We start from the raw sequence: 21,731 nt of genomic DNA on the forward strand, positions 1-21,731 counted from the left end.
GATGCACGCCAAGCTCCCGCACCCTTTCGACGACGCCACGCGCGTCACCGCCGGCGATTCAAGCTGGCAGGGACACACCAGCGATGATTACTGGGCCTTTGTCGGCCCGTTCGGCGGCATCACGGCCGCGACGATCCTGCGCGCGCTGATCGAGCATCCGCAACGCGCCGGCGAACCGCTGGCGCTCACCGTCAATTACTGCGCACCGATCGCGAAGGGGTCGTTCGATCTGGACGTGCGGCTGGTGAAGGCCAACCGCTCCAGCCAGCACTGGAGCGTCGAACTGTCGCAAGGCGGCGGCGAGGTCGCAACGCTCGCCTCCGCCGTATTCGCCGAACGCCGGCCGTCCTGGGAGCACAGGGTGGCGCAATATCCTGATGCAAAGCCGTTCGAAGAGACGATGCCGTTCCCGAAGATCGCGGCGTCCTGGGCCAACCAGTATGAATTCCGCTTCGTCGAGGGCGAGATGCGGATCGGCCCGCCCAAGTCCGAGCTCGCCAGCACCTATTCGAAAATCTGGATCAGCGACCGCACGCCGCGCAAGCTCGACATGCTGTCGCTGATGTCGATGTCGGACGCCTTCTTCGGCCGCATCTTCCACGCGCGGCGCGAACTGGTGCCGTTCGGCACGGTGTCGCTGACGACGTATTTCCACACGGACAGCGAAGAGCTCGCGGCCGAGGACATCACGCGCGTGCTGGCGACGGCCGATTCCAAGATCATGCACAAGAGCTACGCCGACCAGAACGCCGAACTGTGGTCGCCGAACGGGAGGCTGCTCGCGACGAGCACGCAGATCGCGTATTTCAAGGCGTGAGCGGGCTCTTCCCCTCTCCCCTTGCGGGAGAGGGTGGCTCGTCGCGAAGCGACGAGACGGGTGAGGGGTTCTCTCCGCGAGCACTTCTCTTGCGATTGAACGCGAGGAGAGAACCCCTCATCCGGCGCTTCGCGCCACCTTCTCCCGCAAGGGGAGAAGGAAGATAAAAAAGGGCGGCCTCGCGGCCGCCCTTTTGAATTTCAAGCGAAGCGAGCTTACTCCGCCGCGAGCTTCACGTCCGGCGCTGCGGCGCGGACCTCGGCGTCGACCTGGGCTTCGAACTTGGCAAAGTTCTTCTGGAACATGCCGACCAGCGCACGGGCGGTTTTGTCGAACTCGTCCTTGTCCTTCCAGGTGTTGACCGGGTTGAGGATCTCGCTGGGCACGCCCGGCAGCGCGGTCGGGACCGCGAAGCCGAAATATTTGTCGGTGCGGAATTCGACGTTGCGCAAGGAGCCGTCGAGCGCGGCGGTCAGCAGCGCGCGGGTCACCTTGATCGGCATGCGCGAGCCGACACCGTATTTGCCGCCGGTCCAGCCGGTGTTGACCAGCCAGCAGTCGACATTGTGCTCGGCGATCAGGTCGCGCAGCATGTTGCCGTAGACGGATGGATCGAGCGGCAGGAAGGGCGAACCGAAGCAGGTCGAGAATTCCGGCTGCGGCTCGTTGCCGAGACCGCGCTCGGTGCCCGCGACCTTGGCGGTGTAGCCCGAAAGGAAGTGATACATCGCCTGCGCCGGCGAGAGCTTGGCGATCGGCGGCAGCACGCCGAAGGCGTCGGCGGCGAGCATCACCACGTTCTTCGGCTGCGGCGCGCGGCCGGTGCGCGAGGCGTTCGGGATGAATTCGAGCGGATAGGCCGAGCGCGTGTTCTCGGTCTTGGAGCCGTCGTCGAAATCGACCACGCGGGTGTCTTCGTCGAGCACGCAGTTCTCGAGCACCGCGCCGAAGCGTGTCGAGGCGGCGTAGATCTCGGGCTCGGCTTCCTGCGACAGCTTGATGCACTTGGCGTAGCAGCCGCCTTCGAAATTGAAGACGCCGTTCGGGCCCCAGCCGTGCTCGTCGTCTCCGATCAGCGTGCGGTTCGGATCGGCGGACAACGTGGTCTTGCCGGTGCCGGACAGGCCGAAGAAGATCGCGGCGTCGCCCTTGGCGCCGACATTGGCCGAGCAATGCATCGGCATCACGCCGCGCTCGGGCAGATAATAGTTCAGCGTGGTGAAGACCGACTTCTTCATCTCGCCGGCATAATAGGAGCCGGCGATCAGCACGATCTTGCGGGCGAAATCGATCGCGACGACGTTCTCCGACTTGCAGCCATGGCGCTTCGGATCGGCGCGGAAGCTCGGCATGTCGATGATGGTGAGCTCGGGCACGAACGCCGAGAGCTCGACCGCCTCGGGACGGATCAGTAGCGTGCGGATGAACAGCGAGTGCCAGGCGAGCTCGGTGAAGACGCGTGTCTTGATGCGATAAGCCGGATCGGCGCCGCCATACAGGTCCTGCGCGAACAGCGACTTGCCTTCGGCGTGCTTGAGAAAGTCCTGGTAGAGCGTCTCGAACTGCTCTGCGGTGATGGACTGGTTGCCGGCCCACCACATCTTCTTATCGGTGGTGGCGTCACGCACCGTGAACTTGTCCTTGGGGCTGCGGCCGGTGAATTCGCCGGTGTCGGCGCAAAGTGCGCCATCGGCCGACAACACCGCCTCGCCCGCAGAGAGCGAGTATTGATAGAGTTGCGGCGCACCGAGGTTCCAGTGAACCTGCTTGAGATTCTTTAAGCCGAATTTGTCGGCGCCGAAGGCACCGTTGCGCACGCCCGTCTCTTGCACGAAAAATCCTCCTAGAACCCACTCAGCGCGATCATGCTTGGCGCCGCCGCGGTCACCGTGATTACAGGCCGTCCGGCCTCGGTTGGAACGACCTAATACTGATGAACGCTGGCGTTGCCAAGCTGATCCCTTGGGATTTGGTTTATTCAAGGACCGCGCCAAACGTCGCGCATGTCAGCTGTGAGCAGATGCATCAAAAAAATCAGGAATGATCGCGCAACCAAATGTCCGTTTCGGCGTTTCCTAGGGTTGTTGCGACGCACAATGCCAAATACAATTCCACGGACGATGGAGCCACCCTATCGTACCTCGCCTTCGCCGATGAGCGCGAACGGCCCCCACATCGCAGGATAGGCGTTGCGCGGTGATGAGGTGTCGTCAACGTAGGTTAACATCGCGCGGCGCAAGGCTTCGGCACGCCCGATCTTTGGTTCGTTTTTGAGCAGCTCGAAAGTCATCGTGGTCAGGCGCGTGGCAGCTTCCGAATCCACGGCCCAGTGCGAGACCAGCAGCGCGCGCGCACCGGCATAGAAGAACGAGCGCGCCAGTCCCGACAGGGCCTCGGCGCCGGGCTTGTCGCCTGCGATGGTATTGCAGGCGGACAGCACAACCCAATCCGCATTGAGCTTGAGCTGAGCGACTTCACTTGCGGTGAGCAGACCGTCGTCGAGCTCCGTGGGCTGATCGGGAATGGAGAGCGCGAGCGAGGGCTCACCCAGTCCCTTGATGTCGCCGGCAACGAGGCCGTGGGTGGCAAAGTAGATGATGCCGTATTGAGCAAGCGCTGCACGCTTGAGCGTCGTCTCGCTGGCGTCGCGGCCGAGATGAATATCGGCCTCGGCCGCTCCGACATCCCTGGCCACCGCGTTCAACTCGTCGGCGGTGTCTGGCAGTTGCGGCAGCGCCTGCGCAAGCCGCGCGCGATCGACGCCGGCACCGCGCCAGAAATCACTATAGGCAATGGTTGCGATGCTGCGCGCGGCGACCTTGCCGCTCGCGGCGCGTCGCTCGGCGGACCCTTCCAATGCGGGATTGAACACGGGATCGCCAAAGCCGGTCATCGGCTTCACGCTCTGGTCCCGGCGCGCGAAGGCCCGCAGCGATTTGAGGCTGACCACCGACGGCAGCACCGAGACGGCCTGGCGCCGCAGCAGCCAGGCAGCGCCACGATAGCCTTCGAGCGTGTCCGGGATCGCAGCCTGCGGCTTCTCGGTGACGAGCAGATGAAACGGCAACGCGGTCAGCGCAGCCGACGGCACCACCAGCAGGCTGCGCTTGTCCTTTGTCAACGCTTCGACCGGACCGAGCAGCGCGACATGGAGTTCGTTGGCGAGCGCGAGATCGAACAATCCGGATTTGCCGGAGGCATCGCGCGGCTTGTCGCGCACCTTGCCGACGTCGAGTCCTTTGCGGAATGCCGTCACCTTCTGCGTCAACGCATCCGCGCCGAGTGGGATGGCCTTCCAGTCGACGCCCTCGCGCGTGATCGCGATGACATAGCTCTGCTTGTCGACGACGGAGTAGAGCACCATCGCCTCGTCGGCCGACAGCAACAGCTGGATGTCCTTTGCTGTCAACGGCAGGGGATTGGAGAGCGACGCGTAGTCGGGAAACTCGACCGCGAGCGTCTTCTGCAAGCCCGCACGCTCGTTGGCAATCGTTGCAATCCGCGCGCGGCTGCGTTGCTCGGCGGCGAGATCGCGCTGCGCGGATTGCTTCGACACTGCGGTGACGATCGCCTTGTCGAGTGCCTCGGACTCAGCCGCGAGATCCTGGTCCCGGCGCACCAGCTCGGCGAGCCGGTCGCTGCCGGCGGCAAGCCGAACCGCGAGCTTGTTCACGGCGGATGCCGCTGAGGATTGCGTGCCGCGCTGGATCGCGGCGAGGGCCTGGTCCAGCGCCTTGTCCCTGGAGAGCAGATCTTGTCGGCGCGCGGCGAACAGGACCGGCAACACGACGCGCAACTCGGCGCGATCGCCCCGAAGCGTTGTTTCCGCGAACGGCAATGCGTCCGCGGTCCGGCCGGCCACGTAGAGGAAATAAGCGAGATTGCTGGTCGAGGTCATGGCATCAGGGTGATCGGGCCCGAGCGCATTTTCGCGGATGAGCAGCGCGCGGCGATAGAGCGGCTCGGCGTCGCCGTAGCGTTGCTGGTGCTCGTAGAGGCCGGCGAGATTATTGAGGGAGCGGGCAACGTCGGGATGATCCGGTCCCAGCACCTTCTCCCGGATCGCGAGAGAACGCTTGATCGGCGCTTCCGCGTCGGCATCGCGGTTGAGATCGCGATAGACCTGGCCGAGATTGTTCAGGACGGTGGCCACCGCCGGATGCTCAGAGCCGCCGGCCTTCTGGTAGATCGCGAGCGCCCGCTGAAACAGCGGCTCGGCATTCGCATAGTGCTGCTGCTTCACATAGAGCGTGGCGAGATTGTTGAGGGACTGGCCGACATCGGGATGCTCGCGCGACAGTCCCTTCTCGCGAACGGCGAGCGCGCGCCTGAACAGCGGCTCGGCCTCGGCATAGCGGCTCTGCCGCTGGTAGAGCGCGGCGAGATTGGTCAGTTCGGCGCCAATCAGCGGGGTTTTGAGACCGAGCGACTTTTCCATCAGCACGATGGCGCGCCTGTAGAGCGGCTCGGCCAGATCGTCGTGTCCCTGACCGGCATGAACCTGGCCGAGGTTGTTCAGCGCGGCGGCGAGTTCGCGCCCGGTGTCGCTCTTCTCCAGGCTCGCGACCATGCCTTGCGCCAAAGGCAGTGCGTCCGAATATCTGCCGGCGCTCATGAGTGCGTTGATCCGCGCGCTCTCCGCGGCGAGACCTTTCTGGGCAAAGCTGGGAGTGACAAGCGATGCGGTGATCGCGAGCGTCAAACCCGCAATCAGCGCCAGTCCATTCCGTCCTGCCATGACACTCTCGCCGCTGCCTCTGACCGGTTACGGTACCGATCACGGACTTGGGTCGCGGCGATGGGCAGCAGCGTTCAATGTGTTGCGCTCTGGTCCGTCCTGGTGCGCGCTTCGCCGGCGAGGCGAACCAGCATCTTGCGCAGCGCCGTGCCATCAGCCACCCGCTCCGGGAAGTCCAGCCGCAAGGCGGCCTGGCCGTCCTGCATGTCGAGGCCCTCCGGATCGCAACCGGTGCAGCGCCAGTCGCCCGCGGCAGCGCCCAGCAGTTTTGTTGCATAGAGGCCCATGGCCTCGCGGTGGTCGGCATTCATGTGCTCGACCGCCCCCTGCTCCGCCGCCAGCAATTCCTCGGCCCCCGTGAGGTCCGTGAGGAATTGTTCCGGCTTGAGGTCGAGGATCCGGCCGAACCCGGCGACCAGGTGGGTTCCCGTGGGCCGAATCCGAAAGAAGGAAAAATCCTTAAACGAAACAAAGGCTTCCGCCGAGGGATGGGCATTGAGATACCGTCTCCGGAGCAGATCCTTGTCCGCATCGGCCGGCTCGGCGTGGCCAGACAGCATGATCCGGGCGCCTTCCAGTGGATCGCCCGCCGCCCGCTCATCCAGCATCAGGGACACCCGGCTGTCGGCCAGGATGTTCCTGGTGTGCACGGCCAATCCCGAGATCAGCAGGATCGGAGAGCCATCCGGATGACTGGCCATATTGACCAGGGAGCAATAGGGATCGCCGCTGCCTGCCATCAACGTCGCCAATGCCCCCTGCCGTGACCGCCGCAGCAGCGATTTGGCGAGCTTTCCGGGGTCGAAATCGGAGGTCGGTTGCATCGGCTTTCTCGGGTCAGGTGGTTGCATGGAGGGCCTTTTTTCGGGTAAACCGGGGCCCGGTTATGGGTCGAGATGCGGCGAATCTGCCGTGTTTCGTGGAACTTGGTCACACTTCAGCCTAGCTTGCATTGCTCGGTGACAAGGTTCGACTGCCAACATCGGCACCCATGTATGCGGCGCATCAGTGGATTGCTCGCCGTTTTCAAGCCACGACCCAAACGGAAAGCAGAAAGCAGAGGCTCATGCCCACAATCGCTTTGGTCGACGACGACCGCAACATTCTCACATCCGTCTCGATCGCGCTGGAGGCCGAAGGCTATCGCATCATGACTTATACCGACGGCGCCTCCGCGCTCGACGGTTTCCGCACCACACAGCCCGATCTTGCCATCCTCGACATCAAGATGCCGCGCATGGACGGCATGGAGACGTTGCGCCGGCTGCGGCAGAAATCCGACCTGCCCGTGATCTTCCTGACCTCCAAGGACGAAGAGATCGACGAGCTGTTCGGCCTCAAGATGGGCGCCGACGACTTCATCCGCAAACCGTTCTCGCAGCGCCTGCTGGTCGAGCGCGTCAAGGCGGTGCTGCGCCGTTCTGCGCCGAAGGACCCGACCGTCACGCCGAAGGAGAACGACGCCAAGGCGCTCGACCGCGGCCTGCTGCGCATGGATCCCGAACGGCACACCTGCACCTGGAAGAACGAGCCGGTGACGCTGACCGTCACGGAATTCCTGATCCTGCAGGCGCTCGCGACCCGGCCCGGCGTGGTGAAGAGCCGCAACGCGCTGATGGACGCCGCCTATGACGACCAGGTCTATGTCGACGACCGCACCATCGACAGCCACATCAAGCGGCTGCGCAAGAAGTTCAAGGTGGTCGACAACGAGTTCGAGATGATCGAGACGCTCTACGGCGTCGGCTACCGCTTCAAGGAAGCCTGAGGCGCACGCGCCTCCACGAAAGACTGAGAGCATCGCCGGTTCTGATTCCATCGGGACCGGGATGGCTCTAGGATGCGGGGACCTTCGCACGAGCTGTCCTAACGCGGGCGTGAGCATTGCTTGACCGAACGCAGCCTGACGAGAACCAGAACGCCGAGGACGTCACCGCCCACGGCGCTCTGGATCAATTGAGCGAGGACAAGCCGGCCGTGCGGGGCTGGCGTCCGCTGAACTGGCTGAAGCGCGCCGGGCAGTTCTTCTTCGCGCTGTCGTTCTCGAGCCTGACCCGCCGCATCGTCTCGCTCAACCTCGCCGGCCTCGTCGCGCTGGTGGCGAGCATCCTCTATCTGTCGCAATTTCGCGCCGGTCTGATCGACGCCCGCGCGCAGAGCCTGCTGGTGCAGGCGGAGATCATCGCCGGCGCCATCGCGGCCTCCGCGACGGTGCAGACCAACGCCATCACGATCGATCCCGACCGGTTGCTCGACCTCAAGCCGGGCGAGACCTATGGCGGCTCGGACGAGTATTCCCCGCTGGATTTTCCGATCAATCCGGAGCGCGTGGCACCGGTGCTGCGCACGCTGATCTCGCCGACCAAGACGCGCGCCCGCATCTACGACCCGAACGGCAGCCTGCTGGTCGACAGCCGCAGCCTCGAGACCGTGGTGCGCTTCCCCCTGCCGTCAGTCTCTGCCGAGAAGCCGGGCATCGTCGAACGCGGCATGGTCGCGGCCCGCACCTGGCTGAACCGCGGCGACCTGCCGCTCTATCGCGAGCTCGGGCCCGAGAACGGCAATGGCTATGCGGAGGTCGGCGACGCGCTCCAGGGCCAGAAGCGCTCGATGGTGCGGGTCAATGCGCGCGGCGAGGTGATCGTCTCGGTCGCGGTCCCCGTGCTGCGCTCGCGCGCCATCCACGGCGCGCTGATGCTGTCGACGCAGGGCGACGACATCGACCAGATGGTCACCGCCGAGCGCCTCGCGATCCTCAAGGTCGGCGGCGTCGCCGCCGCGGTCATGATCATGCTGTCGCTGCTGCTCGCCAGCACGATAGCAGGTCCGGTCCGCCGGCTCGCCGACAGCGCCGAGCTTATCCGCCGCCGGATCAGGACCCGGGTCGAAATTCCCGACTTCACCCGTCGTCGCGACGAGATTGGCCATCTCTCCGGGGCGATGCGCGACATGACCAGTGCACTCTACAGCCGCATCGAAGCGATCGAAATGTTCGCCGCCGACGTCGCGCACGAATTGAAGAACCCGTTGACCTCTTTGCGCTCCGCGGTCGAGACGTTACCGCTGGCCCGCAACGAGAACAGCCGCGCGCGCCTGCTCGAGGTGATCGAGCATGACGTCAAGCGGCTCGACCGGCTGATTTCGGACATCTCCGACGCCAGCCGTCTCGATGCCGAACTGCAGCGCCAGGATGCGATCCCGGTCGACCTGCGCCGCCTGCTGACGACGCTCGTCTCCGTCGCCAATGAAACCAAGCTCGGCCATGACGTCGCGGTCGAAATGCGTTTCGAGGGTCGCAGCCCGGCTGACAATTTCGCCGTGACCGGCCACGATTCGCGGCTCGGACAGGTGGTCTCCAACCTGCTCTCGAACGCGCAGTCCTTCTCCGAGCCCGGCAACAAGGTGCGCCTCACCTGCCGCCGCGTACGCGGCGAGATCGAGATCGTGGTCGACGACGACGGCCCCGGAATCCGCGACGACGCGCTGGAGCGCATCTTCGAGCGCTTCTACACCGACCGCCCTCATCAGGGCTTTGGCCAGAACTCCGGCCTCGGCCTGTCGATCTCCAAGCAAATCGTCGACGCGCATGGCGGACGCATCTGGGCGGAGAACCGTCCCGGCCCCGCGGACGAGGACGGCGCGCCGACTGTAGTCGGCGCGCGCTTCGTGGTGAGGCTGCCGGCGCTATGAGCGACGGCGGCGCCAGCATTCACGCCTCGGCGGTCAAGGTTGGAGATCTGGCGGTGCTGATCCGCGGCCCCTCGGGCTCCGGCAAGTCGCGCCTTGCCTTCGATTTGATCATGGCGGGACGCAGCGGCGTGCTCGAAAGGGCCGTTCTGGTCGGTGATGACCGTGTCCATCTGGCGACAGTCGGCCGCGAAATTGAGGTCCGTCCCGCGCCGGTCCTGGCCGGCCTGATCGAGATCCGGGGGCTGGGAATCCGCCGCTGCGACTTTGTGGAGCATGCGACCGTCGGCCTCGTGGTCGATCTGCACGCCGCGGATGCGGAGCGGCTGCCGCCGGCCGAATCCCTGAAAACAGGCATCTTAGGTGTCGAAATACCGCGAATCCCCGTGGGCCGCGACTATTCGCCCCTCCCACTGGTTGTCGCGGCCTTGATCACTACCAAGAGTTCATCTTCCGTTAACCCTTCAGGCGATTGTTTGAAGGGAAATGGTAACCATATGAGACCCACTATCGCGACCGAATAGACCGGCGCAGCTCCCCTTATCCATCCGTCTAGATTCAGGGAGATACGCAACATCCCCTCTTGCGCGGGGGCTCTGGATGGTCAAAGTGGCGCGTTCGTGCGGTGCACCAAAAGCGCCCGCGAGGAGTTTTCCGATGATTGGTCTAGTACTTGTGACCCACGGGCGCCTTGCCGACGAATTCAAGGCAGCGCTTGAACATGTCATGGGCCCACAAAAGCAAATCGAAGCGATCACGATCGGCGCCGAAGATGATTCCGATCTCTGTCGAAGCGACATCATCGAGGCGGTTAACCGCGTCGATTCCGGCGACGGCGTCGCGATCCTCACCGACATGTTCGGCGGTACGCCGTCCAACCTGGCAATATCCTGCATGAGCCGGCCGAAGGTCGAGGTGCTGGCGGGCATCAACCTTCCCATGCTGGTGAAGCTCGCCAAGGTGCGCGAAGAGCGTCCGCTACCCGACGCGATCGCAATGGCCCAGGAAGCCGGCCGCAAATACGTCACCATCGCCAGCCGCGTCCTCGCCGGCAAATGAGCGACGAGGCGCCTCAAGCCGGGACGGGCGTGCCCGCGGGCGCGATCTCCAAGGACCTCCTGATCATCAACAAGCGCGGCCTGCACGCGCGGGCCTCCGCAAAATTCGTCCAGGCCGTCGAGCGTTTCAGCGCGCAGGTCTGGGTGACGCGCGGCGGCGAAACCGTCGGCGGCACCTCGATCATGGGCCTGATGATGCTCGCCGCCGGTCCCGGCACCACCATCACGGTCGCCGCGTCCGGCGATGATGCCGAAGCCGCGCTCGCGGCGATCACCGAACTCGTTGAAAGCAAATTCAACGAGGAAGGGATTTAGGCGGCATCGCCTCGATCACGCCCCCGGCGGCGCGATGTAGATGTTCCAGCTCATCGACGGACCGGCCTTGCCGTGGGTGAAACGGCGCGTCGTCATCACGATGCGCTCGGCCTTCGGCGCAACTTCGAACACCCATTTCTCGAACGCCGGCAAACGGCCGTCGGCCGGATCGAACACGCCGATGAAGCCGTATCGCTTGACGTCATCGGACGAAATCAACCCGGACCCCCAGGCTTCGAGCGGCGTGAACGCGGCCGGATGATCCGGGCTGTAGAACACCATCGGCTGGATCGACTCCATGGTGCCGGCCACGACCGCCCAGCGCGAGGCGAAGCGGGCGTGCCAGGCCTGCGTCAGCTCGCGCGCGAGATCCGAACGCGCGCCATAAGTCGCCGTGTTGCCGGCATTGGCCGCCATCTCGCGCGCGGCGATCCACGGCGAGGCAATGAGCGTGGCGACGCTGAGCACAAGCCAGATCGCGACAATGTTGAACAGCGCAGCACTCTGCACCCGCAACGCCGGGATCGCGACCAGCGCGAGCGGCACCAGGAAGAACAGCGAGATGCCCCAATCGGTCTTCATGTAGATGCTGAAGGCCAGCGCGCCCAGCGCGGGGCCGACCGCGACGATGATCTGAATGATCCAGACGTTGCGCGCCTGCGAAAGATTCACGCCAGGATTCGCGCCGCGGGCCCAGGCCCGCGTGACGATGCGCAAGGGCGCACGCAGCAGCAGCCTGAACCAAGGCGGCACCAGCGCCATCGCCAGCGCGGCCAGCGCCACCGGCAAAGCCAGCAGCGCGACATTGTGCAGGGCGTAGCCGGCCACGAGCTGATGCACCTGGCCGCTGTCCTCGAGGCTGTAGGTGTCGCCCGCATAGATCAGCGGCAGGAAATGCGCGTCCGCCAGCCAGACGATGTGCGGGATCATCGCCACCACCATCGTCGCGATCGCAACCCATGGCGCCGGTGACGACAGGAACCTCATCCGCTCCGGATGGATCAGCGCGGCAAGCCCGATGGCGCCGATCATGGTCAGCACCCAGTATTTGGTCATCAGCGCCAGCGCGCCGGCAAGTCCGAGCAGGACTCCGGATTGCCAGCTTCGCTTCTCGAACGCATTGAGATAAGCGAGCACGAGGAGCGGCAAAGTGACGAGCTGCAGCAGGTCGGGATTGTACTTGAAACCCTTGAAATTGAAGATCGGGTAGAGCGCGACCATCACCACGACCAGGAACGCGCGCCGCGCATCCACGACGCGCAGCGCGATGAGCCAGCAGATCACCATACCGGTGCCGACGGTCGTCATCGCCAGCGCATAGGTCGCCCAGTCCGTCGGCGGGAACACTGTGAACCAGAGGCCGGCGACCCAGCCCGACAGCGGCGGGTGCTTGCCATAGCCCCAGAGCAATTTCTGCCCCCAGCCCCAGGCTTCCGCGACGTCCATGTGAACGTCCTGCGCGGCCTTGAGGTTGATCAGGATGAAGGTCCAGAGCACCGCATGCAGGATGGCAAGCTGGATCACCAGCCAGAGGCGCGCCTCGGGGCGGGTCGCGCTGGCAACCAGCCAGGCCCGAAAGCGGGCATAGCTCACCCGGGTCTTCGCGCGCGCTCGGGCAGACGGGATCGAGGTCGTCGACATGGGCCTGGACATCAGGCGTTGCGTAGCGCGTTTCGGGCCTTCGTGGAATCAGCTTGGCGTGAACAAAGACCCTGAAAATACAGCAATATGGTTGCCGCACGGGGATGTGAGTGGTATCCCGCGCCCATGACGACCGTCCCCATTTCCAACATCCGCAATTTCTCCATCGTCGCCCATATCGACCATGGCAAATCGACGCTGGCCGACCGCCTGATCCAGATGACCGGCGGCCTCACCGACCGGGAAATGGCGGGCAAGGAGCAGGTGCTCGATTCCATGGACATCGAGCGCGAGCGCGGCATCACCATCAAGGCGCAGACGGTGCGCCTCGCCTACCGTGCCAAGGACGGCAAGGATTACATCTTCAACCTGATGGACACGCCCGGCCATGTCGACTTCGCCTACGAAGTCTCGCGGTCGCTGGCGGCCTGCGAGGGTTCCCTGCTGGTCGTCGACGCCAGCCAGGGCGTCGAAGCGCAGACGCTCGCCAACGTCTACCACGCGCTCGATGCGGGACATGAGATCGTTCCGGTCCTGAACAAGGTCGACCTTCCCGCCGCAGAGCCGGAGAAGGTCAAGCAGCAGATCGAGGACGTCATCGGCATCGACGCGTCCGAGTCCGTGATGATCTCGGCCAAGACCGGCCTCGGCGTGCCCGACGTGCTGGAAGCGATCGTCACCCGCCTGCCGCCGCCGAAGGGCGACCGCGAAGCGACGCTGAAGGCGCTGCTGGTCGACAGCTGGTACGACGTCTATCTCGGCGTCGTGGTGCTGATCCGCGTCGTCGACGGCGTCATGAAGAAGGGCAGCCGGGTCCGCATGATGGGCACGGGCGCGGCCTATGACATCGAGCGCGTCGGCTTCTTCACCCCGAAGATGACGCAGGTCGACGAGCTCGGCCCCGGCGAAATCGGCTTCATCACCGCCGCGATCAAGGAAGTGGCCGACACCCGCGTCGGCGATACCATCACCGACGACAGGAAGCCGGTGACCGACATGCTGCCGGGCTTCAAGCCGGCCATTCCCGTGGTGTTCTGCGGCCTGTTCCCCGCCGACGCCGACGACTTCGAGACCTTGCGCGCGGCGATGGGTAAGCTGCGCCTCAACGATGCCAGCTTCTCCTACGAGATGGAGACCTCGGCTGCACTCGGCTTCGGCTTCCGCTGCGGCTTCCTCGGGCTGTTGCACCTGGAGATCATCCAGGAGCGTCTGTCGCGCGAATTCGATCTCAACCTGATCGCGACCGCGCCGAGCGTGATCTACAAGATGAGCCTGACCGACGGGCAGGAAATCTCGATCCACAATCCTGTCGACATGCCGGACGTGGTCAAGATCGCGGAGATCCAGGAGCCCTGGATCGAGGCCACGATCCTCACCCCCGACGAATATCTCGGCAGCGTGCTGAAGCTGTGCCAGGACCGCCGCGGCGTGCAGAAGGAGCTGACCTATGTCGGCTCCCGCGCCATGGTGAAATACGATCTGCCGCTCAACGAGGTCGTGTTCGACTTCTACGACCGCCTGAAGTCGGTCTCCAAGGGCTACGCCTCGTTCGACTATCATCTCACCGACTACAAGCCGGCCGATCTGGTGAAGATGCAGATCCTCGTCAACAACGAGCCGGTCGACGCGCTCTCGATGCTGGTCCATCGCACCCGCGCCGAAGGCCGCGGCCGCGCCATGGTCGAGAAGATGAAGGATTTGATCCCGCCGCACATGTTCCAGATCCCGATCCAGGCGGCGATCGGCGGCAAGGTGATCGCGCGCGAGACGGTCCGTGCGCTGCGCAAGGACGTCACCGCAAAGTGCTACGGCGGCGACATCACGCGCAAACGCAAACTTCTGGAGAAGCAGAAGGAAGGCAAGAAGAAGATGCGGCAGTTCGGCAAGGTCGACATCCCGCAGGAAGCTTTTATTGCCGCGCTGAAGGTGGACAGCTGAGGCGAAGGCTTTAGGTCGTCTCGAGCGTGACGAGACAGGTCCCGTCCGAGCTCCTCAGGACCGGATAACAAAAAACGCGAAAACAACCCCATGCACAGTAGCGAAGGGTTTGTTCGGATTGAACTTTTGATTTTCAGAATCCCGTTTGACCCGTCGGGCAAAACAGGGCCATAATGCCATGATGCACCCCGTGGCAATGCCGTGCGCATGAGGGGCAGCATCGTCCTCCGGACGCTTTGGGAGGATGTGGGCTTCAGACGAATTGCTTCTACGCTGGAGGCAGCGTCACCCCCGTCAACTCGCCCAGTCTGTCGAGAAGCCTGTCCTGAAAGTCGACATCGGTCGCTTCGTGCGCCGGCTCTTGTTGGCGGAGGTCATGCCAGTAGCGACCGCTGACCAGAGCGGCGGGATCATCGCTCACCGCCAGCCAGGTCTGCGTCCGTTGTCCGGTGGCCACGCCGACCGGCGCTCCGGCACCGCCCATTTTGGTGCGTGCCCAGCCGGGATCGACGGCGTTGCTCAACACCTGCGGCCAACGCCGCGCCAAGGTAAAGGCCAGTGCGACCATGTGCAGCTTGCTCTCCGCGTACGCCTTGGCCGGATCCCAGGTTCGCCTGGTCCAGTCGAGATCGCTCAACGATCCCTCTCCGCCGCGATGTAGTCCGCTGCTGAGATACACCAGCCGATCGGGGCGTTTCATCAGGGCGGTGAGCAAGTAGGGCGCGAGCGTGTTGACCGCCAGGGTGGAGGCGTGGCCTTCGGACGTCGGGCCGCGGCTGCGCTCGGTATAGACCCCGGCGTTGTGGATGACCGCGTCCATGCGTCCGATTGCGTTGACCTGCTCTGCCACGTGTCTGGTCTGGGCGGCGCTCTTGAGGTCGCCGATCACGACCCGCGCGGAACGCGGTTCAAGCTCGGCGATTGCCGCCGCACGTTCCGCTGACCGTGCGTGAAACACGACCTGGTGGCCCTGTTCGAGGAGAGACTGGGCAGCTGCGCGGCCCAAACCGTCCGTGCTGCCTGTGATGAAAACGATTGCCATTGCCAACTCCTGTCCGGTCCCCGCTTCGGCGCCTCCGTCGAAAGCTCAAGGAGAATGCAACATGCTCGACTGATCACGCCGTGGCGCGGGTTGCGACGAACGAAGACATCACAACCGAACAATCTTCGAAGAAGCGCATTAACATTCGATAAGTTGGGAATGACCGCATGTCGAATTTCGTCATGCTGCTGGTCGAGGACGACTCGCTCCAGCGCGAAGTTCTATCCGACCTTCTCAAGGGCGAAGGGTTCGAAGTCGTCGAATGTGCCACCGCGGAAGCGGCGGAGCTTATCGTGGCGTCGACCGGCAAGGAGCTGCGGGCGCTCATTACCGATCACAACCTCGCGGGGAGGATGACCGGGCTTGAACTCGCAGAGTACGCGCGCAGTGCTCATCCGGGCCTCAACATCGTGCTGATGTCCGAGATGGTGATGGCACCGCTGCCGCCCAACACGACCTTTTTGCACAAGCCGTTTGCGCTCGCCCATTTGCTGGCGGCCGTGTAGCCCAGGATCCTCGCACTTCATCCGCCAGAATTTTCCGCGCCGACGGCGTTCTCGCTCTCCGGCACCGTCAGCCGGACGGAGTGACCCTGCCGCATGGCGAGCGATGCCGCCGCAACGGCCGCCTCGAAAGCGGCTTCCTTGGTCTGGCAGGTGTTCCGCATTTGGGCATCGTGGTCGACGTGCCAGGCACCATCCCTGCCAACAACATCATAGGCCGCGAGGCCCATAGTCTATCCCTCCTTCATGCGTCCGGCGTCGCCTTGGACGCCTGGGTGCTGCTCACCGGGTCCGACGCCGGGAAACTGTCCTTCAAGCCCTTGTCCAGCTCGTCGTCCTTGGCCTTGTCGCGTCGGATGCCACGCTTGAGATCTTCCGCGTTCTTGTCCGGCGGTGCCGGATCGAATTTCTCGGTCATCGAGGTGTCCTTTCGCTACCTCAAACGCCTTGATCTCCTGACCGTTCCTTTCAAGGAACCAATGCTGTCGCGATGTGCCGTCGGGGGGAAAAACCAGAAAGCGCTCGCAGCGCAGCGCTCTTTATTCAGGTTGCATCTACCGCTGCAACACATCCTGGGATAGTATCGCGCACCCTTCCAAGCAGGAGAATGCAATGAAAGCTTCGGTTTTTGCGTTAGGGGGCTTGATCATTTTGTCGATCACAGCAGCGAACGCAGCTCCCAAACCCGCTGCCGCCCCGACCACGCCGGCCAGCTCGGTCGCATGTTCCACCTCGGGTGGCGGCTTTGGGAGCTACCCGGCCGGCTGCCGGAACGGCAGCAAACTTCAAGACCTACAATGAATGCAAGGAATCAGGCGTCAAGCGCGGCTGGAGACACGAAGACATGGCATGGTACTGTAGCGGTCTGGGGCTGCAATAGCTTGCAGTTGCGAGGCATGGCGGCACGGGCGAACAGCCATTGTGCTGTTTACGGCCGCGGCCCTAGCTCGACGGTCGGAGCGACCCATGGAATGCACAATCCGGCCCGCACGCGCAGATGATGCCGATGAGATCAGCGCGGTCATCTTGCGAGCGCTGCGGGAAACGAACGCGAAGGACTATGCGGACGAGATCATCGAAAGGATCGCGCATAACTTCAGTCCCGATGCCGTACGGCGGCTGATCGAACAACGCACCGTGTTTGTCGCCACGATCCGCAGCCGCATCGTCGCGACCGCAGGTCTCGACGGAAACGTGGTCCGCACGGTCTTCGTGGCTCCCGATGTTCAGGCCCGGGGCATCGGCAAGCTGCTGATGGCCGAGATCGAGCGCACGGCGCGCGCACGAAACGTCGCTTCGCTGACCGTCCCTTCTTCCGTCACCGCCGAGACTTTCTACGCGCGGCTCGGGTTCAAGGCGGTGCACGACAGCTATCATGGTGACGAACGCACGATCATCATGGAGCGCCTGCTAAAGGACCCGATCTAGGTTGGCTGTCTCCAGGATGCAGCGGCCAGCGGGCTTATGGTATCGCTACCGCCGCGCGGCGAGCACGTTCGAAGGAGCCGTTTGCAACGCTGCGCGCCTCTCGACCAGGGCATGATCGAACAGTTCGAGCACCAGGCCGAAGGCTGCCAGCTCCTCCTCCTCGATGGCGCCGTCATCATAGCAGCCAAGTGTTTCGACGATGATGCCATCGACCTCCTGCTGCATGGCCAATAGTTCGTGGTCGAATTCCGCGGTGCGTACCTTGGAAACCAGGGCCAGAATTCTGTTGCGATGGCTGGTGTTCTCGTCCCTTTCGTCCCGATTGAGATATTGACGCAGCCAGGCGCCGGCCGAACCAATGCCGGAGAGAAGCAGGAGCGCAAACCAGAAGTAGTCGCCGTATTTGTCGAGGAAGGTTCGCTCGGTCCCGTCGATCACGGCCGCCGCTCCCCGGTGTACCGGCAGCTCGGCTTCTTTCTCGGTGTCCGGCTTGGTGATTTGCGCAGCGCCAGGCACTTGCCTCGCAATCGCCTGCCGGAGGGCGAATTGCTGGCGGTAAAACGCCGCCACGGTCGTTTCGGACAGGGCTTTCGGTGCGACGATCAAATGACTGACACTGACAGTCTCCACCTTGTCGTCGGGCCAGGCTGGACTCGCATTGAACATGCTTGGCGGAATTTCCTCCGATTCATAACGCGGATGCTTCAGGGCGATGGCTTCCGATGCTTCGATCGCGAGAAATTTCGGCTCGCCACGCGTCCGGGCGGTCGCGGCCACCGCGTCGGCGGTTATCTTGCTGTCGAGTGGACCAACAGCCATGAAGGCGTCGAGGCTCGGGTCACGCGCCAGCTCCTCGAGCTGGCCCGTGCCGAATTGAGTGACCGTGACCTTGTCCGGCTCCACACCGGCCGCGCTCAGGATGACTCTCAGCAACGCGGCGTTCGCCGGGGTCGCGCCGATCACTCCCACTCTGCGCCCTGCGAGGTCGGCGATCTCCTTGATTTTCGGCGCCGGCTTTCGCTTGGAGCCCTTGCCCGCAACTCCCGAAGGAGACCACAGCACGACGAAGTTCTTGCGCAAGATGACGACCGTTTGCGCGTCCGCCGGCATTTCCAGATCGCCGCGACCGACCGCAAGGTCGGCCTTGCCGACACCAAGCAGAGCGAGAGCTTCGGCCGCCCCGGCTGTCACGATCGGAGACAGCTTCACAGTCCTGCTTTCGCTGGCAAAGGCCTCGGTCATCGCCTCGATCACCTTGTGATCGTTGCTCCCCGGCGGTCCGACGGCAATCCGGAGAGTTATCGGCCGCAGCGCGTAATACAATGTACCCGCAGCGGTTCCGAAAACGAGAAATCCGACGGCTAAAATCAGCAATAGGGTCTTTGTCTGTCTCCGCCCTCGGCGGGCTGCGTCACTGCGTATCATCGGGGGCTCAGACGAGGACATTTGGCGCTGCCGGTTGGAGGTCAAAAATCGCTGCCTGCTTTGGAAGAGTACCATGCTCTTCTGGAAAACGATAATGTCCGGGAAGCGCCACTGGTTTCTCGGGGGCCGGCGTAAGCTTTTCGATCTTGCACCATTCGCCGCCGGAAGCCTTCATGCAGATGCTGGAGGAGATCGCGACAGCGAATGCCTCCACCGCCGGGTGCCTCGGCCAATGCACGGTCTGTGCGATGATCGCCGCCTCGCGCGATCGCGCATGAGGCGCGGGCGGTTGAGGGCGGTTATCGCGTCACGGCGCGCTGGGATCTTGCCTCGGGCTCGCGGCAGGCGAGCCGGCTTGGGGCGCATGTCCGAATCGTCGGTTGCGATGGCGCGCCGTGCAAGAATGCCGACAGTAGTGACGTGCTGCACAACACTTGCACCAAATTCTACCTTTACGGGTATTTGCAACCCCGCCTATACTCGAAATTTCGATGACCGGCGGGGAGGAACCTTAGATGGCCCGCATCGCGCATATTTCAGACATTCATTTCGGAAGCACCTTCGACGTCGATATCTGGAAGCGGGTTCGCACCGAAATCATCGGATTCGGTCCCAGGACCATCATCGCGTCGGGGGATTTTGTCGACCACCCCGACCCCCTGCTTCTGCTCGCTGCCAAGAGCGAACTGGAGGATATCTGCAGGGAGTGCGGCCCGGGCACCGAGTTCTTCGTCGTGCCGGGAAACCACGACCTGCTCGACTTCGGCAACATCGTTCACCCTTTCAGCCGGAAATGGTTCGACCGCGTGATGTTTCACGAGACGGCCGACCTCCGAAGCAAGCTCCAGTCGGGGCTTTCCTTCAAGCTGGGGCTGAACAACGAAACCCTGCGCTGGACGAAGTTTCCGCGCCTGCGGCGAATGGAGCCGCGCAAATGGCTTTGGGTTGAGACCTGGACCGACAAATGCGACCGCCGCGTCCAGAGTTGCGATTACCGTCGCGCCCGCAGGCAATGGCCAACTCACAGCATTCATGACCAGACTCTGATCACGTGCCTCGACTCAAACAACCCGCTGCTTCGCCAATTCACCTTCGCGACCGGAGCGATCGGCGGAGGCCAGATCGACAGGATCGACGCATCCGACATCCTCGAGGCCTGCCCCTGTTGCGGGGCGCGCCGGAATGGCCCGGCGGGCAACAGCGGCAAGCTGCTGAAAATCGCCGTCCTGCATCATCACCCGATGCCGATCGCTCTCCGCGACAAGTCAGTGGTTCGCCGCGGAAAGGAAGCAAAGCTCGAACCTTTCCTGATCCTGAAGAACAGCGGGGACCTCATCCACGAGCTGCAACGTCAGAGATTCGACCTGATCCTGCACGGCCACAAGCATCTTCAGCAATTTGCCCGCGTCGAGCTGCGTGCCGACGATGCGAAAGGTCATCCCGTCCTCGTCCTGGCCGGCGGCAGCACCGCGAAGCAGGACGAGTCGCCGTCCGACAACACGCTTCGCAGCATCGAGACCGAACCCAACGGCCGGTTGACGATACAGACCTTTCTGGAGGGCGTCAGGCAGCCCGATCGGAAGTATCGCGAACCGATCGAAATGCTCAAGCGCCGCGCTTTTGCGCGCTCGGTCGAACGAACGATGATTTCCGCGGACGAATGGATCTCTGAACTGGAGATCGACGAGGTGGGTCACCTGCGCAGTCTCGACAAGACGTCGCAATTGAGGGTGCTGGACAACGCCATGGTGCTGCCGGGCATCGTTTCGCACGTCGCTCTGGCTTCTCACGATACGCGGCTGGACGTCCAAGTGGAGGAAGGCAGCGACGCGGTCATCCTGTGCCGGCGCGACGACGACGAGAACAACTATGCCCTGGACGCCCCCGATCTTCCGGCAGACTGCTTCTATTGGGTGAACTTCCAGGAGCCGCTTCGCAACGGCTCACAGCCGCTCACCTTTGCTCTTCGCGAGGCCGCCGCCAACAGCATCGCAATGAGCCTCTGGGAGGTCGAGCAGCGGTCGCACGGTCAGGGCTACAGTTCGAGCAATCCCGATTACGGCTTCGAAGAGGTTGGTTCGCACATCAGCTATCCGGTCGCGAAATTGACCATGCGGGTGACGTTTCCGCCGCAACTCGACGGCATTACGCCGAGGCCGCGCTGTCGTCGGCACCCCGCGATTCCGGATTTTCCACTCGAGTACCTGCCGGAATACCGTGCCAGGCGTGGACAGCCTTCAGTTCAGTATCTGTCCGATAACGAGCTGGCGAAAGAAGAAGCCCGGGAGCTGACCTACAAAACGGAAAGCCGGACCTGGGTCCTGGAGATCGATCATCCGATTCCGGGATGCACCTACAGCTTGCAATGGGGCGTGCCGGATCCCCGTGCGCACAAGAGGGTTTGCGCGCGCACCATCGCTTATCGAAAAATGCTCGCCCGCCTGGTCGATGGCTCCTGCGGACCAACCATCGTCGCGATGTGCCAGAACCGTTTCGACAAGCTGGCGCAAATTCTCATGGCGCGATTCAGGGTGGACTTCGACCAAGGCGAGCAGCAGACCGCTTTCCTGATGCTGTACGATTCGGACCAGATCCGTCTGCTGCCCGCGCTCACGAACGGGACCATACCGGCCGATAGAACGCACGGCGTGCCGCTCGGAGGTGGTGTCGCCGGGGCCGCATTTCTGCAGCGTCAAATCATCGCCTGGAAGAACGACCCGAAGAGCAAGTCCCTGATCAGGCCGGCATCGTCGGGCGCACTCAACTCGAAATGGGTGCTTGCGCTGCCGGTGTTTCACCAAGGAGGTCCCGATGCCGCGGGAGGGGAGCTCGATACCGAGCCGGGGGCCGTGCTTGGCGTCATTACGCTGGGCTCCGATAACGAAGCATCAAATATCAGCGATTGCGAACCCAATGAGACCGACGAGACCGACACAACCGGTGAGGAAATCGGGCAAGAGGCACAAAAGCTCGCCCAACAATGCGTTTTCGACATACTTCAGATCATTGGACAGGCGGTTGGCCGGTCCCATCCCGTAGTTCCCACGGTTCCCTGATGGAGCGGGGAGCCTTGAAGGCAAGCGGCAGGTGGATTAGCTTTTTTAACGATTGTGTTGTAAGAACAAACATCTAGACGGAG

General features: G+C 63.5%; 18 protein-coding genes and 1 pseudogene. 11 read left to right on the forward strand and 8 right to left on the reverse strand.

The genetic code is table 11. From position 1 onward, the window contains the following. Window position 1 precedes the first annotated feature (1 nt). Complete coding sequence (locus C7G41_RS03415; protein WP_106941219.1) at window positions 2-817, forward strand: acyl-CoA thioesterase II; 816 nt, start codon at window positions 2-4, stop codon at window positions 815-817. 215 nt (window positions 818-1,032) lie between these two features. Here C7G41_RS03415 and C7G41_RS03420 read toward each other — a convergent pair whose 3' ends face one another. The 3 genes from C7G41_RS03420 to C7G41_RS03430 all read right to left on the reverse strand — a co-directional run bounded on the left by C7G41_RS03420 (window position 1,033) and on the right by C7G41_RS03430 (window position 6,379). After that, window positions 1,033-2,649, reverse strand: coding sequence for a phosphoenolpyruvate carboxykinase (locus C7G41_RS03420; RefSeq protein ID WP_106941220.1), 1,617 nt, complete (start codon window positions 2,647-2,649; stop codon window positions 1,033-1,035). Window positions 2,650-2,948: 299 nt separating this feature from the next. Beyond that, window positions 2,949-5,555: a CHAT domain-containing tetratricopeptide repeat protein gene (locus C7G41_RS03425; protein WP_106941221.1), complete on the reverse strand. Its 2,607-nt coding sequence runs from the start codon at window positions 5,553-5,555 to the stop codon at window positions 2,949-2,951. Between the two features lie 74 nt (window positions 5,556-5,629). After that, entirely contained in the window at window positions 5,630-6,379 is a 750-nt protein-coding gene (locus C7G41_RS03430) for a HugZ family protein (RefSeq protein ID WP_106941222.1), read from the reverse strand. Window positions 6,380-6,621: 242 nt separating this feature from the next. Between C7G41_RS03430 and C7G41_RS03435 the strand changes: the two genes are divergently transcribed. From C7G41_RS03435 to C7G41_RS03455, 5 genes are all read left to right on the forward strand, one after another. Continuing rightward, on the forward strand, window positions 6,622-7,323 hold the full coding sequence (locus C7G41_RS03435) for a response regulator transcription factor (protein ID WP_007597749.1): 702 nt from the start codon (window positions 6,622-6,624) through the stop codon (window positions 7,321-7,323). Between the two features lie 116 nt (window positions 7,324-7,439). Continuing rightward, window positions 7,440-9,245: a sensor histidine kinase gene (locus C7G41_RS03440; RefSeq protein ID WP_106941223.1), complete on the forward strand. Its 1,806-nt coding sequence runs from the start codon at window positions 7,440-7,442 to the stop codon at window positions 9,243-9,245. After that, on the forward strand, window positions 9,242-9,766 hold the full coding sequence (locus tag C7G41_RS03445; RefSeq protein ID WP_106941224.1) for an HPr kinase/phosphorylase: 525 nt from the start codon (window positions 9,242-9,244) through the stop codon (window positions 9,764-9,766). Before C7G41_RS03440 ends, C7G41_RS03445 begins: the two co-directional genes overlap by 4 nt. A 133-nt stretch (window positions 9,767-9,899) precedes the next feature. Further along, window positions 9,900-10,301, forward strand: a complete 402-nt coding sequence (locus tag C7G41_RS03450; RefSeq protein ID WP_007597752.1) for a PTS sugar transporter subunit IIA — start codon at window positions 9,900-9,902, stop codon at window positions 10,299-10,301. Then, window positions 10,298-10,615 carry an HPr family phosphocarrier protein gene (locus C7G41_RS03455; RefSeq protein ID WP_018460059.1) on the forward strand — a complete coding sequence of 106 codons (318 nt, stop codon included), beginning with the start codon at window positions 10,298-10,300 and terminating at the stop codon, window positions 10,613-10,615. The genes C7G41_RS03450 and C7G41_RS03455 overlap by 4 nt, the downstream gene beginning before the upstream one ends. A gap of 15 nt (window positions 10,616-10,630) precedes the next feature. On the opposite strand, the gene C7G41_RS03460 is transcribed toward C7G41_RS03455, so the two are convergent. Beyond that, window positions 10,631-12,256: a glycosyltransferase family 39 protein gene (locus tag C7G41_RS03460; protein WP_106941225.1), complete on the reverse strand. Its 1,626-nt coding sequence runs from the start codon at window positions 12,254-12,256 to the stop codon at window positions 10,631-10,633. A 126-nt stretch (window positions 12,257-12,382) separates the two neighbouring features. Here C7G41_RS03460 and lepA point away from each other — a divergent pair, with 126 nt between their 5' ends. Beyond that, a complete protein-coding gene (lepA, locus tag C7G41_RS03465) occupies window positions 12,383-14,194 on the forward strand; it encodes a translation elongation factor 4 (protein WP_106941226.1) in 1,812 nt (603 codons plus the stop codon). Between the two features lie 268 nt (window positions 14,195-14,462). On the opposite strand, the gene C7G41_RS03470 is transcribed toward lepA, so the two are convergent. Next, the gene (locus C7G41_RS03470; protein WP_106941227.1) at window positions 14,463-15,236 is read right to left on the reverse strand and encodes an SDR family NAD(P)-dependent oxidoreductase; all 774 of its coding nucleotides are present in this window, start codon (window positions 15,234-15,236) and stop codon (window positions 14,463-14,465) included. A 167-nt stretch (window positions 15,237-15,403) separates the two neighbouring features. Between C7G41_RS03470 and C7G41_RS03475 the strand changes: the two genes are divergently transcribed. Beyond that, window positions 15,404-15,742 carry a response regulator gene (locus C7G41_RS03475; RefSeq protein ID WP_106941228.1) on the forward strand — a complete coding sequence of 113 codons (339 nt, stop codon included), beginning with the start codon at window positions 15,404-15,406 and terminating at the stop codon, window positions 15,740-15,742. 17 nt (window positions 15,743-15,759) lie between these two features. On the opposite strand, the gene C7G41_RS03480 is transcribed toward C7G41_RS03475, so the two are convergent. Together C7G41_RS03480 and C7G41_RS37660 are read right to left on the reverse strand one after the other, a co-directional pair. After that, complete coding sequence (locus C7G41_RS03480; protein ID WP_106941229.1) at window positions 15,760-15,969, reverse strand: hypothetical protein; 210 nt, start codon at window positions 15,967-15,969, stop codon at window positions 15,760-15,762. Between the two features lie 14 nt (window positions 15,970-15,983). After that, entirely contained in the window at window positions 15,984-16,157 is a 174-nt protein-coding gene (locus C7G41_RS37660) for a hypothetical protein (RefSeq protein ID WP_167552273.1), read from the reverse strand. 503 nt (window positions 16,158-16,660) lie between these two features. Here C7G41_RS37660 and C7G41_RS03485 point away from each other — a divergent pair. Then, entirely contained in the window at window positions 16,661-17,167 is a 507-nt protein-coding gene (locus tag C7G41_RS03485; protein ID WP_373681097.1) for an N-acetyltransferase family protein, read from the forward strand. A 45-nt stretch (window positions 17,168-17,212) separates the two neighbouring features. On the opposite strand, the gene C7G41_RS03490 is transcribed toward C7G41_RS03485, so the two are convergent. Continuing rightward, window positions 17,213-18,613 (reverse strand): TAXI family TRAP transporter solute-binding subunit, encoded by a 1,401-nt coding sequence (locus C7G41_RS03490; protein WP_106941231.1) that lies wholly within the window; start codon window positions 18,611-18,613, stop codon window positions 17,213-17,215. Window positions 18,614-18,753: 140 nt separating this feature from the next. Between C7G41_RS03490 and C7G41_RS03495 the strand changes: the two are divergent. Beyond that, window positions 18,754-19,009 (forward strand): annotated as a pseudogene (locus C7G41_RS03495) (acyl-CoA dehydrogenase); the annotation flags it as partial. A gap of 98 nt (window positions 19,010-19,107) precedes the next feature. Then, entirely contained in the window at window positions 19,108-21,648 is a 2,541-nt protein-coding gene (locus C7G41_RS03500; protein WP_106941232.1) for a metallophosphoesterase, read from the forward strand. Window positions 21,649-21,731 lie beyond the last annotated feature (83 nt).

Source organism: Bradyrhizobium sp. MOS002, assembly GCF_003020115.1.
Taxonomy (GTDB): domain Bacteria; phylum Pseudomonadota; class Alphaproteobacteria; order Rhizobiales; family Xanthobacteraceae; genus Bradyrhizobium.

Coding starts and splice junctions, on each gene's coding strand:
- C7G41_RS03435 (WP_007597749.1), top strand. CDS start 6,622: ATGCCCACAATCGCTTTGGTCGACGACGACCGCAACATTCTCACATCC.
- C7G41_RS03450 (WP_007597752.1), top strand. CDS start 9,900: ATGATTGGTCTAGTACTTGTGACCCACGGGCGCCTTGCCGACGAATTC.
- C7G41_RS03430 (WP_106941222.1), bottom strand. CDS start 6,379: ATGCAACCGACCTCCGATTTCGACCCCGGAAAGCTCGCCAAATCGCTG.
- C7G41_RS03475 (WP_106941228.1), top strand. CDS start 15,404: ATGTCGAATTTCGTCATGCTGCTGGTCGAGGACGACTCGCTCCAGCGC.
- C7G41_RS37660 (WP_167552273.1), bottom strand. CDS start 16,157: ATGACCGAGAAATTCGATCCGGCACCGCCGGACAAGAACGCGGAAGAT.
- C7G41_RS03470 (WP_106941227.1), bottom strand. CDS start 15,236: ATGGCAATCGTTTTCATCACAGGCAGCACGGACGGTTTGGGCCGCGCA.
- C7G41_RS03445 (WP_106941224.1), top strand. CDS start 9,242: ATGAGCGACGGCGGCGCCAGCATTCACGCCTCGGCGGTCAAGGTTGGA.
- lepA (WP_106941226.1), top strand. CDS start 12,383: ATGACGACCGTCCCCATTTCCAACATCCGCAATTTCTCCATCGTCGCC.
- C7G41_RS03500 (WP_106941232.1), top strand. CDS start 19,108: ATGGCCCGCATCGCGCATATTTCAGACATTCATTTCGGAAGCACCTTC.
- C7G41_RS03460 (WP_106941225.1), bottom strand. CDS start 12,256: ATGTCGACGACCTCGATCCCGTCTGCCCGAGCGCGCGCGAAGACCCGG.
- C7G41_RS03480 (WP_106941229.1), bottom strand. CDS start 15,969: ATGGGCCTCGCGGCCTATGATGTTGTTGGCAGGGATGGTGCCTGGCAC.
- C7G41_RS03455 (WP_018460059.1), top strand. CDS start 10,298: ATGAGCGACGAGGCGCCTCAAGCCGGGACGGGCGTGCCCGCGGGCGCG.
- C7G41_RS03425 (WP_106941221.1), bottom strand. CDS start 5,555: ATGGCAGGACGGAATGGACTGGCGCTGATTGCGGGTTTGACGCTCGCG.
- C7G41_RS03415 (WP_106941219.1), top strand. CDS start 2: ATGCACGCCAAGCTCCCGCACCCTTTCGACGACGCCACGCGCGTCACC.
- C7G41_RS03490 (WP_106941231.1), bottom strand. CDS start 18,613: ATGTCCTCGTCTGAGCCCCCGATGATACGCAGTGACGCAGCCCGCCGA.